Annotated in this window: 11 protein-coding genes and 2 pseudogenes; 8 read left to right on the forward strand and 5 right to left on the reverse strand. The window is 45.4% G+C overall.

Annotated elements, in window-relative coordinates; all coding sequences use genetic code 11:
• The 4 genes and pseudogenes from VB714_RS12475 to VB714_RS12490 form a co-directional block, all read right to left on the reverse strand.
• A pseudogene (locus tag VB714_RS12475) lies at nt 1-2,449 on the reverse strand (WD40 repeat domain-containing protein); the annotation flags it as partial.
• Nucleotides 2,450-2,624: 175 nt separating this feature from the next.
• The gene (locus VB714_RS12480) at nt 2,625-3,944 is read right to left on the reverse strand and encodes a relaxase/mobilization nuclease domain-containing protein (protein WP_323224604.1); all 1,320 of its coding nucleotides are present in this window, start codon (nt 3,942-3,944) and stop codon (nt 2,625-2,627) included.
• 33 nt (nt 3,945-3,977) lie between these two features.
• Nucleotides 3,978-4,307 (reverse strand): plasmid mobilization protein, encoded by a 330-nt coding sequence (locus VB714_RS12485; RefSeq protein WP_323224605.1) that lies wholly within the window; start codon nt 4,305-4,307, stop codon nt 3,978-3,980.
• Nucleotides 4,304-4,876: a hypothetical protein gene (locus tag VB714_RS12490; protein ID WP_323224607.1), complete on the reverse strand. Its 573-nt coding sequence runs from the start codon at nt 4,874-4,876 to the stop codon at nt 4,304-4,306. The genes VB714_RS12485 and VB714_RS12490 overlap by 4 nt, the downstream gene beginning before the upstream one ends.
• Nucleotides 4,877-5,328: 452 nt before the next feature.
• Here VB714_RS12490 and VB714_RS12495 point away from each other — a divergent pair, with 452 nt between their 5' ends.
• The 3 genes from VB714_RS12495 (at nt 5,329) to VB714_RS12505 (ending at nt 7,751) form a co-directional block, all read left to right on the forward strand.
• Nucleotides 5,329-5,703, forward strand: a complete 375-nt coding sequence (locus tag VB714_RS12495; RefSeq protein ID WP_323224609.1) for a hypothetical protein — start codon at nt 5,329-5,331, stop codon at nt 5,701-5,703.
• Between the two features lie 113 nt (nt 5,704-5,816).
• Nucleotides 5,817-7,016, forward strand: a complete 1,200-nt coding sequence (locus VB714_RS12500) for a ParM/StbA family protein (protein WP_323224611.1) — start codon at nt 5,817-5,819, stop codon at nt 7,014-7,016.
• 69 nt (nt 7,017-7,085) lie between these two features.
• Nucleotides 7,086-7,751, forward strand: coding sequence for a response regulator transcription factor (locus tag VB714_RS12505; protein ID WP_323224613.1), 666 nt, complete (start codon nt 7,086-7,088; stop codon nt 7,749-7,751).
• Nucleotides 7,752-7,900: 149 nt separating this feature from the next.
• Here the strand turns inward: VB714_RS12505 and VB714_RS12510 are convergent, their stop codons facing one another.
• Nucleotides 7,901-8,272: a hypothetical protein gene (locus VB714_RS12510; RefSeq protein WP_323224615.1), complete on the reverse strand. Its 372-nt coding sequence runs from the start codon at nt 8,270-8,272 to the stop codon at nt 7,901-7,903.
• Between the two features lie 133 nt (nt 8,273-8,405).
• Between VB714_RS12510 and VB714_RS12515 the strand changes: the two genes are divergently transcribed.
• From VB714_RS12515 to VB714_RS12535, 5 genes and pseudogenes are all read left to right on the forward strand, one after another.
• A complete protein-coding gene (locus tag VB714_RS12515) occupies nt 8,406-8,528 on the forward strand; it encodes a hypothetical protein (protein WP_323224617.1) in 123 nt (40 codons plus the stop codon).
• A gap of 23 nt (nt 8,529-8,551) precedes the next feature.
• Entirely contained in the window at nt 8,552-8,788 is a 237-nt protein-coding gene (locus VB714_RS12520) for a hypothetical protein (RefSeq protein WP_323224619.1), read from the forward strand.
• Between the two features lie 90 nt (nt 8,789-8,878).
• The gene (locus tag VB714_RS12525; protein WP_323224621.1) at nt 8,879-11,776 is read left to right on the forward strand and encodes a CHAT domain-containing protein; all 2,898 of its coding nucleotides are present in this window, start codon (nt 8,879-8,881) and stop codon (nt 11,774-11,776) included.
• A gap of 57 nt (nt 11,777-11,833) precedes the next feature.
• The gene (locus tag VB714_RS12530) at nt 11,834-12,193 is read left to right on the forward strand and encodes a hypothetical protein (RefSeq protein ID WP_323224623.1); all 360 of its coding nucleotides are present in this window, start codon (nt 11,834-11,836) and stop codon (nt 12,191-12,193) included.
• Nucleotides 12,190-12,798, forward strand: a pseudogene (locus VB714_RS12535) (hypothetical protein); the annotation flags it as partial. The gene VB714_RS12530 and the pseudogene VB714_RS12535, both read left to right, overlap by 4 nt.

The raw sequence follows: 12,798 nt of genomic DNA on the forward strand, positions 1-12,798 counted from the left end.
CATTGGATTTTAATTCGACAAAATTGGGAATAATCTTTAAGCGTCTCAATACAGGTAATATTGTTACCTCAGCAGTGCTAGAAATATTTCCGACTGTTGCAGTTACAGTAACATAACGCTGTTTATAACCACCCCGAAAAATTCCCGCTTGAGAAATTTTACCTCCTTGAGCACAACTCCAGATTGCCGAATTAATTGTGACTAGATTCCCAGCGTGATCGAAACCAGATAATGTAAAAAGTTGATATTCATCGGGTTCGGTTTCAACGCAATCTGGAGAAATTTTTAACTCAACTATTTCTGGAGATTCGGGAACTTCAATGATCTCGTAAAATGGAGGAATATAAATTTTAGCTGAAGCAGTAATATTGTTAACTCTTGCTGTAACGTAAAATTCCCCCTGTTGATACTCATCTGTCATTAAATTTCCTTGTTCGTCAATCTGTCCCGCAGTGGTTTCCCAACACACTTTCTTGACTGTCATTAAATTTCCTCGTTGATCTCTACCAACAACTGTAAATTTTTGACCTGTACTTGGCTGTATCTCAATGGGAGAATTAGATGAAGAAGGCGTAATTTCTAAAGTTGATAATTGTGGAGGTTCAATGACTTCTATTTGAACAGAGGTTTGAATATTATCTGCGATCGCAGTAAGTGTAACGACTTCAGGTTTTCTACTGGCTTGATATTTACCTTTTTTAATTTTTCCACTGCTGGCTTTCCATTTAACTGTACCGGGATCGATCTTTTTTCCATATTGATCTATTCCTCGAACTCGAAGTTTAATTTTTTGACTATATTTAAGTTGTTTACATGGAAGTAAAATTTTTAATGATGATAGTTTGGGAGGAACAACAATCTCAATTTTAGTTGTCGCTTGTATTGATTTTATTTTTTTGGAAGTCGCAGTAACATAAACTATTTCATTCTCGTTTCCTGCAATAAATTGATTGTTCTCTATGGAGCCACTGGTTGCATACCAATTAAGTTCACCTGTTGCGATTGCATTTCCATATTGATCTATTCCTTCTGCATACAACGGAATTTTTTGTCCAGATTTTAACTTATTGGAGGAAAGTTTAATTGATAGATATGACAGTCGAGGAGGTTCAACAACTGAAATATAGGTAGTGTCTTTAAAGTTATCTAAACTAGCAGTAATTCTGACATATTCTCGATCTCGACTTGCTGTAAACACTCCGTTTTGATTAATCGTTCCATTAGTCGCACTCCAGCAAATGTTATGAATTTCTATTTCACAATTATTTTGATCGATACCTTTCACTTGAAAGGTATAACTCTGCTCAAATTCAATCGTTTGGGGATGTTGAGAGATACAAAGTTTTTTCAAAATAGAATGGGAACATCCTTGGGGAATACATAATAGTTTTTTCTGCTTAATATACCAGATTTCAATCCAGTTTCGACCTGCAATGGCTAATATTGAATCATTTTTACTCAAACTAAAAATGCCTGAAAAGTTTCGATTTTCCCAAAAGTTCTGAAGGTTATTTTTATTTTTCAAACCCCAAACTTCTAAACCAGATTCATCACAAGCACTTAAAAAGTGGTGGCGATCAAGCCAAACTAAATCATTGATGGAATAATTTTCTTTTTCAACTCGATCTAATTCAAGAGATGTAAGCCAGTCATCTTTTTTGGGTTTTTGAAAAAGATCGTCCAAAAAATTTACGAACCTAGAAAATAAATTCTTTTTCTTTGCTTTTGACTTATTTCGATTTTTTCTCTCGCTATATTTCCAGATATTAATCTCTCCATTTTTGCCTCCACTAATGAGTATTTTTTGTGCAAAACAAATAGCAATGGCTTGTACACAATCAGAATGATGATTTAAAGTATCCAGACAAGTTCCAGATTCTAAATCCCAAATTTTAATAGTTTTATCTTCACTTCCACTTACAACAAAATTACTATCTTCACTGATTGCTAAACTCCAAATTTCACCAGAATGTCCTGTTAATGTTTTGATAAGATTTCCTGTTTGTAAATCCCAAACTTTAATAGTTTGATCTAAACTTGCACTAATTAGCTTTTTGCCATTAAGACTTATCTTAACCTTAGTAACTCCATTAGTATGGCCTTCCAAATTATAGAGGAGCTTATAAGAGCTTAAATCCCAAATTTTGATGGTTTGGTCTGCACTAGCACTGACAAAAAAATCACGATCGGGACTAATAGCAATTGATAAAATCCAATGATTATGTTTTGTAAAAGATTTAATAATACGCCCTGTTTGTATGTCCCAAATCCAAATTTTTTTCCAACTTCCCCCAACAACAATCTGATTATCTGGACTAAGGGCAGCAGATGTAACAATATCTGTTATTTGTATATTTTGAACCCATTGATCGATCGCACGATCGTTTTGACGTAATACCCAATGCAATTGACTGAGATTATTCGTGTTGCTTCTGTTTGGGAGTGACATTGTTCGTTTGATATACAATACTCAGTACGCAGATTGATTAATTTGATTTTTCCTATAAAAGAGATTCTACTACTTCTTCTGCCTCAATTCCAGTGATTTCACTAAGCTAGATGATCGCTTAAAGTCCTTAGCATCGATCGCTTCTCCGGTTGTGCTTCTTTAAAATCAATCATCTTCAAATTTGCAACTGTCGCTGCGATCGCTGTAACTGAGTCCGTTGTTTTTGTTTGCCTTGTGAAGCCCCATAACCCTCTCGTTCCGAATCGCGATCGCACGGGATCGATTCGCCGTCAATCTCCGGACTGGTTTCCAAGAATTGTACCTCGTTCTCCCCAATTTGTGCCAACTCCCGACCGATGGTTTGAAAATGCTCCACATCCCGCACCTGCAAGCGAGATGCCCAAATTTTCAGATTTTCTCCCTCCCATTTAACGCCGAGAATGGGAGAACTCAGAGCCTCTTTGCGATCCACCGAGATTTGCCGTCCCTCGTCCAAACGATGAATTTCATAGCGATCGTTTTCCAGTTCGTCTTTCTCGTAATGATCGAGCAATCGCTGCAAAATGGGAGCTATCTCCCGAACCCATTGCTCTTGCTGCTCTTGAAGGAGTTCTTCTGGACCGGGAGGTGAAGGGGTTGGATTGGACATTTCCGATAGATGCGTTGAGGGTTGAAAGGTGGTAAAATTGCTCTGGATTTCGCAATCGACTCCTCGATGCTTTTGCAATCCCGGTAAGGTGTAGGCTCGTCCCAATTGCGTGCCGCTAAAAGCCACGTTCTCGCGACAATAACTGATTCCCGTAGCCACACCCTCGCGAGTCAAGCGTACTCGAACCGCGATCGCCTGCTGCTGTAGCCTTTGGATGAGTTCGGGAAGCGCGATCGGCTCTCGAGTTGCCTCATCGATGGCGTTTTGCAACTGTACCTTAACGGGAAGTTCGGGGAGTCCGAAGCGATCGCCTTCTTGTCGTTCTCGTCGATAGCGTCGTTCTTGTCCCACTGACGGGGGTTTTCGCTCGATCGCCTTGGACTCTCGCACCGGACGCAAGCCAAACTCTACTCTCAATTCTCGCAAAACTTGCTGCGAACGCAGTCCGAGCCAAGAAGAATCAACCGCTTTGGTCTGGTTGAGGGGGATGCGGTTGGCAATGGCATGAAAGTGAGGTCGAGGCTTGCCCTCTGGAGTAATCGCATCGGTATGTTCGGCGAGAACCCACTGACAGCAATCCATTCCCAAGCCTTGGAAGTATTGGCGAGCAAAGGCAATTCCCGCTTGGTCACTCATGCGATCGTCGGGATGGGGGCTGAGATCGACGTGCATCACCGGTTTCTGGATGCGCTGGCTCTGGCTGGCAATGAGATCGAACTGGCTTGCCCATTGTATCGGGGTTTGACCCGCCAATTGATGCTTGCCCACCATTCTCGCCCCCGGTTTGCCAAAAACGTAATCGAGACAGCCTTGAAAATTATTGCCGAAGATGATGCGAGCGTGCATGGTTGCAATACTTTGATTTTCCTGTATCAAGCCCTATTCTGTCCCTGCCAAACTCAGCATGACCACCTCCACCCGTTCGAGAATGTGCGCGAAGGCGTTTTGCTGCCATTCGAGCCATTGGCGATCGCCCATTTGCTCGAGTTTCTCGTCAGTTCTTTCGAGCATGGTTTGGATTTCCCCGTGAATTTGACCTAACAAAGCGTAGGCATTGCGATCGCTTTTCAATGGCGGTAATTGCCGTCTTAAAGCACTAGAGCGAACGAACTCGCTAATGTTCGTCCCTGCGGTATTGGCTTTCGCCGCGATCGCTTCGTATTCGGTATCATTGACGCGGATTTCCAAACGGCGTTCTCTGCGGGTCACGATGCCAATGAGAAGGGATTGTAATCGAGACGGGGACAGCTTTCGCCAAAGGTCAAAGACGAGCCGAAATTGGCCAGATTGGTCAATTGTTCTGCATTCTCGACTCGTTTGGCAGTCACTTCAACCGATGCGATCGCCGGTCGGTTGGCGGCAAATTTCTTCTCTAACATGAGAGTTCTATCCGCACCATAGTAACTCGGCGTGCTGGGTTCGATTTTGTGTTTGGGGTAGCAGCCTCGGGAGAAAAGGGCGACTCTGTAGCTGACGTGAGGATTCAACCGCGAGGGAACGCTGGTTCTTAGCAGGACTCCTTGGGGTTGGTAATCTTGCTCATTGCCCCAAACGTAGAGCAGTTGGGCATTTTGCACGCATCCTGAAGCATCTGCTCCAATAATGGCATTGGCTCGATTGGTACAGAATTTCCAACTCACTTCATAGATGGGGAGTGGGGGATCGGGAGTTTTGACGCTTCCCGTCGGTGCGGCAGGGGAGCGATCGCATCCGGCAATTGCCAAACCCCATCCAACCATGAGGGTACAGAAAATAAATTTAGCATTCAATAAGCTCATAGGGCATCATGTCTTGGCTCTATGGCGACAGTAGCGAATTGAAAACCGTTTCTCCTTCCTACAACAAGGCGATTTTGTTGTTTCGATCTGCCTACTTTTGGGTGGTCTGAGAGTTGAGGCATTTGGCGACATCCAATGCGCGATCGAAGGGACAACATTCAACCGATAACCGACACGAACTGCGATCGCAGTGTCCGCAAGAGGATTTTTGGCAAATTCTGGGAAATTGGCTTTTTAAGAGTGCTAATTTGTCCGGACAAACTCACAACTTGCTACTCCAGTTGAAGGGATTATTTCGAGTTATTTTTTCGCCTTTGTTCGAGGAATTCCAAGTAAATTTGAGTAAGATTGAGTAATAATTTTAGAGTTCGATCGCCTCGATCGAGCTTCAAAATCGGAGTAATCTTGACTCAAGATTACTTAGAATTACTCAGAATTACTCAAACTGAATTATGGATCGAAAGCCCCAACAATACCTGCGCCTGCGTCCGAGATCCGAGAGCGCCCTCGGGCAGATTCTTGCCTATTTAGAAACGCATCCGGGAGACAGACAGGAGTTAGCTTCGCAAACATTGCAGGCACGATTTTTACCGTTTGTCTTGGATAAAACCGATCCTCACTCCCGTGGAATTGCCCGTCAATGCTTAGAAGAATGCCTTGCCTATGCCAGAGCGATCGCTTCGGAGTGGGAGTTAGAAATATCAGACATGAGTACAATGCGATCTCCCCAACCTTCCCCCAATTCTCCTACCGATAACGAGGAAAACAGCGAGGATGAAGAAGCTGCAAAAGAATTCAGCAAAACCAAGGATTTATTGGGGTTGTAGATCCCATCGGATGACTCGCCGGTGGGGAAGTATCCGACAGAAAACCCCTCGACAGGGGAGGAATGGGGAAAGGTTTGCTTGTTAGCCTCACCTTGTAGGTACAAAATCGAGTTATGTCACAGCGATCGCAAAAATTGCTCGTCTGTTACGATCCGGGGACGAGTTTGAGCAAAATTCTCTATCGGATGGGTTCGGAACCCGTGCGATATTTAACCATGCAGCCGGAAACCGTTGCCCTACCTGCTGCTTCGGTTTCTATCCTTCCCTCTTCCTTGGGTTCTGGCAAACCGGAGGATAATGCTTGGGTGCGCTTGAATTCGGAGGGAGAGTGTTTTGCTGTGGGGAGGATGGCAAGAGATTATCGCGCTAGTGTGAGCTTAAAGCGTCTCAAATACGAGTCCCTGATTCCTAAAATCTTAGCAGCATTGGGCGCGATCTCAGTGAAAGAAAATGCCAGCAAGCGATTGACTTTGGATTTAGCTCTTTTAATTCCCTTTGGGGAATATTCCAACCGAGACTCCCTCGAAGTCGAGTTGCGGCAAGCCTTAGAGGGATTTTACTTTAGAGAGCGTTCTTTTAACATCCGATTGAAACGCTATGAATGCGTGGCAGAAGCGGGAGGCGTTGTCTTTTCTACCATTCGCCGCGACGGACTGGAGCGCTTTCAAAATCAAACCCTCGCTTATCTGATGTTCGGCTATCGCAATACCAGTTTGCTGCTCTTTCGCAACGGCACCCTCTGTCGCAATGAAAGCAGCACGACTCAACTCGGCTTTTACGACTTCATCGATAAGGTTGCGGCAAAGGTCTCTGGATTGAGCCGGGATGAGATACAGGGGGCGATCGCGACTCTGCGAGAAGGTTATCACAATCGAGAGCAAGCGCGGCGAGACTATCGACAGGCGACTCGTATTGTCGTGGAAGATTTGGTCAAGTCCACCGACCCGAGCAAAGCCGATCGCGAGAAACGGGATTTAGAAGAGGCGATCGCGACGGCAACGGCAGAATACTGGCAAATCTTAACCCATTGGTTGCACGAGCGACTCCCTCCCTTGCGACAACTGGACGGGGCGATCTGTTGCGGTGGTGCATCGGAGCTATTGCAGGAGCGGATTTTCAGCTATTTTGAGGGAAAAATCGCACACTGGCAAACGGACTGGGAGGAGAAGCAGTTATTAACGGCTTTGCAGTTGGACGAGTACCAGAAAGCGGAGTTTGAGAAGCAAAACTTGGCTTTGCGATTTGCCGATGTTTGGGGATTGTTTGCCCATTTTTCCGGCTATGAGGTGGAGTCTGGCGATCGCGTGGCTTGAGGTGACAGTTTTGATTTTTCCCCTTTATCGTAGTTATTTGTAGTTCTGTATCGATCGGTTATCTTTGCAATGTTTTCTTCCGCTTTATCTCAACATTTAACCCCTCTCAATATTCTGGTTGTCGAAGACGATCCGGTGATGCAGCTTGGCATTCAGCAGGTTTTGCGAGATTATTCCTGTCTGTCTTTGCTGGGAATGGCGAAAGATGGGGCAACGGGGGTAAAAATGGCGCTAGAGTTGAAACCGGATGTCGTGTTGATGGATATTGGATTGCCCAAACTGGACGGGATTGAAGCCACTCGACGCATTAAAGCCAAGTCGCCCGAGGTGGGGGTTGTCCTGTTAACTTGCCATCAAAAGCAGGCGCAAGTCAGAGCGGCTTTGGGTAGCGGTGCGGAGGCTTATTGTATCAAGGGAGCCAAGGTCGAACAGTTGTTATCGGCGATCGCGGCTGCGCGGGATGGGGCGCTCTATCTCGATCCCAAGGTGGCAGGGATGGTGGTGGAAGAGATTCCCCAGTCGATGGAATATCTCAAAAATGTCAAGCTCTCGGAGCGAGAATTGCAGGTGTTAAAGTTGTTGGTGGAAGGGAAGCGGAATGCAGAAATTGCGGCGGATCTGTATCTCAGCCCTCATACGGTTAAAACCCACGTTCGCAATATTATGGATAAGTTGGTGGCCAGCGATCGCGTGGGGGTGGCGGTGACGGCACTAAGAGCGGGTTTGGTCAATTGAATCAGTCACCTCGATTAACTGGTGACTGGTGACACTTCGGCAAGCTCAGTGCATCGCTGATAACTGGTAGATGGGTGGGCGGGTTTGAAAAAAAGTGTTGAGTTAATGCCCTCTAAGAGGGCATTATACATCAACTTTTGAGTTTGGGATTATTTGGCTACAGCAAACTCGTCAGCATCATCATCGTTGTGTCGCTTGCCATTGGCGGCTTCTTGAGCATCGCGCAGATAGCGGAAGCGCAGGTCGATAACGGCTTGTTCGTCTGCAAGCCAATAAACGTTATTGAGAATCTCTTCGAGCATTTCCTCGCTGTCATAATCGGCGTAGGCTTTCTCGAAGTAAGCGTTGAATTTCTCCCAGTCGAGACTTTTGTCTTTTGCAGACAACTCTCGTTGCTTGGCGCGTCCGGTCAATTCGCGAGCCACACCTAAGAAGCATTCTTTGCGTTTGGCTTCGCAGTCGGCTGCAAATTGCTTTTGCATGGGCGTTTGGCGCTTGGTTTGAGTTTGACGCTTGTTCATGGAGTTAGTCTCCTTCTCAATTGTTTTCACTCCTGAAGAAGCGAAAGCGTCCTTATTGGCTCAATGCCTTGTTAGTCGTTAAGTTGAGTGTTTCTAACACTCCGTTTGAGCATGCGATCGCGCAATTTTTGAGATGTTTGGCAATGCCGTGCGATCGCTTTCGGGTCGTCCGAGAGTCTACTATACTCAACAAGCGATCGATTCCGATTATCGAGGTTTCAAATTGCGAGAACGTTTCGAGGCGAGGCTAAAATAAAATAAGTGATTCTCTCCCCTGCCATGAATGAAGAACGCATACAGGCATATCTCGCCTTGATTCAAGCCTTGTTGTCCTGTCCCAGTGGGGAGGAAGGGCAAGTCCTCCAAGACCATCAGGCGTTAATTGATGAGGGGTTTCTGTTGGTGTGTCAGCAGGTGGCGCAACAGTTGCAAGGGAAAGGACGGGACGATGAGGCAGGGTTTTTGCTGAATCTGGCGCAACAGTTGGCAGAATATCTCCAGAGTACAACCCAATAGGAAAGGGAAGCTAAGGCAACACCAGAAGAATATTTGCATTTTTTAAGAGAGGTACTGCAAGCGACTTTAGAAAGTGAAGGGGATCCGGTTATGGTTTATTCTCTACTGCAAGAGAATTTAGATAAATTGGATTTGAACTTGGCTCAGATATTGCAAGCATGGGCGAGTCATATTTTCAGCGAAATAGAAGAAAATCAAGTCTCTGATATTGCCGCCATTATTTTTAATTTTGCCAATCAAATCGTACAATTTCCATTAGGCAGTCGTGCTAGTAATCTTGAAATAGCCATCGCTGCCTACCAAACTGCTTTGGAAGTCCACACCTGTACTGCTTTTCCTGAACAATGGGCAGGCATCCAAAATAATCTAGGGAATGCCTACAGAAACCGTATCAGAGGAAAGCGGGGGGAGAATTTAGAAGTTGCGATCGCCCACTATGAAGCCACTTTAGAAATTTACACCCGTACTGCTTTTCCCGAACAATGGGCAATGATACAAAATAATCTGGGGACTGCTTACTGGGAGCGCATCCAAGGAGAGCGGGGAGAGAATTTAGAAGGTGCGATCGCCCACTATGAAGCCACTTTAGAAGTTTACACCCGTGCCGCTTTTCCCGAACAATGGGCAATGACACAAAATAATCTAGGTTCTGCCTACTTATGTCGAATCCAAAAGGAGAGAGGAGAGAACCTAGAAAAAGCGATTTTTGCTTATGAAAGCGCTTTAGGTATCTATACCCGTGCTGCTTTTCCGGAACAATGGGCAAGGACGCAAAGTAATCTGGGGAATGCTTACTCAGACCGCATCCGAGGAGAAAGAGAGGAAAACTTAGAACGAGCGATCGCTGCCTACGAAGCTGCCTCAAAAATCCTTACCCGTGCTGCTTTTCCCCAAGATTGGGCAACTACCCAGAATAATCTGGGGAATGCCTACCGCGAACGCATTCAAGGAGAAAGAGGAAAGAACTTAGAACGAGCGATCGCTGCCTACGAAGCTGCTTTACAAGTCCGTACTTGTATTGCTTTTCCCGAACAATGGGCAACCACCCAAAATAATCTAGGGAATGCTTACTTATACCGCATTCAAGGGGAAAGAGGAGAGAACTTAGAACGAGCGATCGCTGCCTACCAAACTACTTTAGAGGTTTACACCCGTGCCGCTTTTCCCGAACAATGGGCAGGCATCCAAAATAATCTAGGGAATGCTTACTTATACCGCATTCAAGGGGAAAGAGGAGAAAACTTAGAACAGGCGATATCTGCCTACCAAGCGGCTTTAGAAGTCCGTACCTCCGAAACCTTGCCCCTCGATTGCCTCCAAACCGGACGCAACCTTGGTAACTTGGGATTTGAGCAAGAAAACTGGAAAATCGCCATCAAAGGCTACAACAACGCCATCCTTGCCATCGAACAAAGCCGCTACTGGGCAACATCCGAAGCCACCAAACGGGAACTCATCGCAAACTCCCTCGACATCTACCAAAAAATGGTGCAAGCCTGCATCAACCAACAAGATTACGCCCAAGCCCTCCTTACCGTCGAACGCAGCAAATCCCGCACCCTCATTGAACTCCTAGATAGCGCCGAACTCTACCCCAAAAACGCTACCGACGCACAAAAACAACGCATCAGCGACCTGCGCCGTCAAATCGCCATCTACCAACAACAACTCGCCTACCCCTCCAGCGACACCCTCACCCCTGCCAGCGAGAAGCATCCCAACCAACCCTCCCCCCAAACCCTCATCCGCCAACAACTCCAAGCCGCCAACCAAGAATTCCAAGACCTCCTCGCCGAAATTGGCGACCCTGACTTCACCCTCACCCAACAAGTTTCTCCCCAACTCCCCAACTTCGATCGCCTCCTCGACTCCAAAACCGCCCTCATTGAGTGGTATCTCCCCCCCAACCCAGATTCTGGCTTCTATGTCTTCCTCATCACTCCCACCCCAGACAACCATTTCCCCATTCGCGTCCTCACCTTCAACGCCACAGACCGCCAAACCCTCGACCAAACCATCCAAAACTACCGCCACGACAACAGCCAACCCTGGGAAGAACAACTCCAACAACACCTCGAAACCCTCAGCCAAGCCCTCCACCTCTCCCACTTACTCTCATGGCTTTCTGACTACCAACGTCTCATTCTCATCCCTCACCGCGAACTCCATCTCATTCCCCTCCACGCCCTTCCTCTCGCTGAAGGAGAAAACCTCCGCCTCCAAGACCTCATCCCCCTACAATATGCCCCCAGTTGCCAAGTTTTCAATAACCTCCGTCAACGCCCTCCCTTAAACGGAGAAACCACCCCCTTCTTCGCCCTGCAAAACCCTACCGAAAACCTCTCCTACGCTGACTTAGAAGTAGAGATACTGCGCCGTAATTTCCATCCCCAACAGGTTCTCAAACACACCGAAGCCACCAAAGCCAACCTCAACCAAAGGGAAAACCGAGATTTCTTGCGCCAAGCGACCTATCTCCATTTGTCTTGTCACGGTGAATTCGATGAAGACTCCCCCCTTGACTCCTATCTCCGTCTCGCTAATGAGGAAAAACTCACCTTTCAAGATATCTTCACCAGTCTGGACATTCCCAACAGTCGTCTTTTAGTCCTTTCCGCCTGCAAAACGGGGTTAGTCAAAACCTCCTCCACCGATGACTATGTGGGTTTAGCCAGTGCCTTTTTCTATGCAGGGACGCGGACAGTGGTAGCCAGTCTGTGGGAAGCCGATGAGTTTGCAACGACCTTATTAATGATTCGCTTATATCAGGAACTTCCTTATTTTCCTTCCATTCCAACCGCCTTACAAGCTGCCCAACGTTGGTTGCAAAATGTCTCCTGTGAAGCCGTTTTAGGGTGGTTGCAGAATGATTTGCAGTTGAGTGAAGACGCTCTAGACGACTGCGAACTTCGGCTAGACTTGTATGATAAAAATCCCCCTTTTGCCAATCCGGTTTATTGGGCAGCCTTTACAGCCATTGGCTTGTAGGCAAAGTTTTATAATTGAGTGTAAAATTTCTCTATCTCTCGCAGTGAGGATCGATCGATGACCGAAGCTGAACGAATTATCCATCAATTCATCCGCATTTTGAACCAAGAAAGCCAAAATCCAGACAGCGCGATCGTTCCTGAAGATGCTTGGCAACAGCTAGAAACCCTAAAAAGCAAGTTGGCTCAAACCGATGACAAGCCCAAAAAACTAACTTTAATGCTGACTAAATGGTGTAAAGAAAACCAATACACTCGGATTTTAAGCGCATTAAGACCCGTAAAAAGCGATCCCTTAGCTGATAACGAAGCCCCGCCGCCTCCAGATGTAACCGAACAACCTATTACTAATTCTTCTTTGCGATCGGCGATCGAAGATGCCCAAAACAAACGAAAGAATCGCAAAGAAAAGAAATGACAACAACTTTAGAAACGATTTATGCTCCAAATGTTCGCCTGTTTACTTATTATTTACAAGAAATCAAGTTAACTGATTTTACAAGCGAAGAAATTGGAATTACACAAATTCAAAACTTTTATCAAACTCTTTTAGATGAATATGGCGTATCAGATCGAAATGAGAATCAATTCAAATTAAAATTACGGACTGATTTTGAGGAAATTTTAAATTTAAATATCCCCAATTTTGATTTAATTAAAAATACGAAATCAAGAGGCATTCAAAGAATAAATCTAAAGAAAAACTCGATTCTTTATAAAGGATTTATTTATCCTCAATTTCTCAACGATACTTATAGTTTTTCAATAACGTTATTTTATCCTCAAAATATGGGTACAGATGGTGTTAATATTAATGATTTATCTAAACTCAAACCACCCGATCTATTTTTTCTGGATTGGAAGAAAGAAAAGAAATCAATACTCGAAAAAGCATTCTGGGGAAGCACTATTTTCCTCAGTGGATTTATTGCTAGAACCCCTAAAACCCCTGAAGAAGGGAAATCTTATGCAGATGATTGTTTACAAAAATTTCTCAACGTTGACACCCTTGAAAATGCACCT

It is taken from the genome of Spirulina sp. 06S082, assembly GCF_034932145.1.
In the GTDB taxonomy this organism is placed as follows: domain Bacteria; phylum Cyanobacteriota; class Cyanobacteriia; order Cyanobacteriales; family Spirulinaceae; genus CCY15215.

Coding starts and splice junctions, on each gene's coding strand:
- VB714_RS12515 (WP_323224617.1), top strand. CDS start 8,406: ATGTTTGGCAATGCCGTGCGATCGCTTTCGGGTCGTCCGAGAGTCTAC.
- VB714_RS12505 (WP_323224613.1), top strand. CDS start 7,086: ATGTTTTCTTCCGCTTTATCTCAACATTTAACCCCTCTCAATATTCTG.
- VB714_RS12495 (WP_323224609.1), top strand. CDS start 5,329: ATGGATCGAAAGCCCCAACAATACCTGCGCCTGCGTCCGAGATCCGAG.
- VB714_RS12520 (WP_323224619.1), top strand. CDS start 8,552: ATGAATGAAGAACGCATACAGGCATATCTCGCCTTGATTCAAGCCTTG.
- VB714_RS12490 (WP_323224607.1), bottom strand. CDS start 4,876: ATGAGCTTATTGAATGCTAAATTTATTTTCTGTACCCTCATGGTTGGA.
- VB714_RS12500 (WP_323224611.1), top strand. CDS start 5,817: ATGTCACAGCGATCGCAAAAATTGCTCGTCTGTTACGATCCGGGGACG.
- VB714_RS12510 (WP_323224615.1), bottom strand. CDS start 8,272: ATGAACAAGCGTCAAACTCAAACCAAGCGCCAAACGCCCATGCAAAAG.
- VB714_RS12480 (WP_323224604.1), bottom strand. CDS start 3,944: ATGCACGCTCGCATCATCTTCGGCAATAATTTTCAAGGCTGTCTCGAT.
- VB714_RS12530 (WP_323224623.1), top strand. CDS start 11,834: ATGACCGAAGCTGAACGAATTATCCATCAATTCATCCGCATTTTGAAC.
- VB714_RS12525 (WP_323224621.1), top strand. CDS start 8,879: ATGGTTTATTCTCTACTGCAAGAGAATTTAGATAAATTGGATTTGAAC.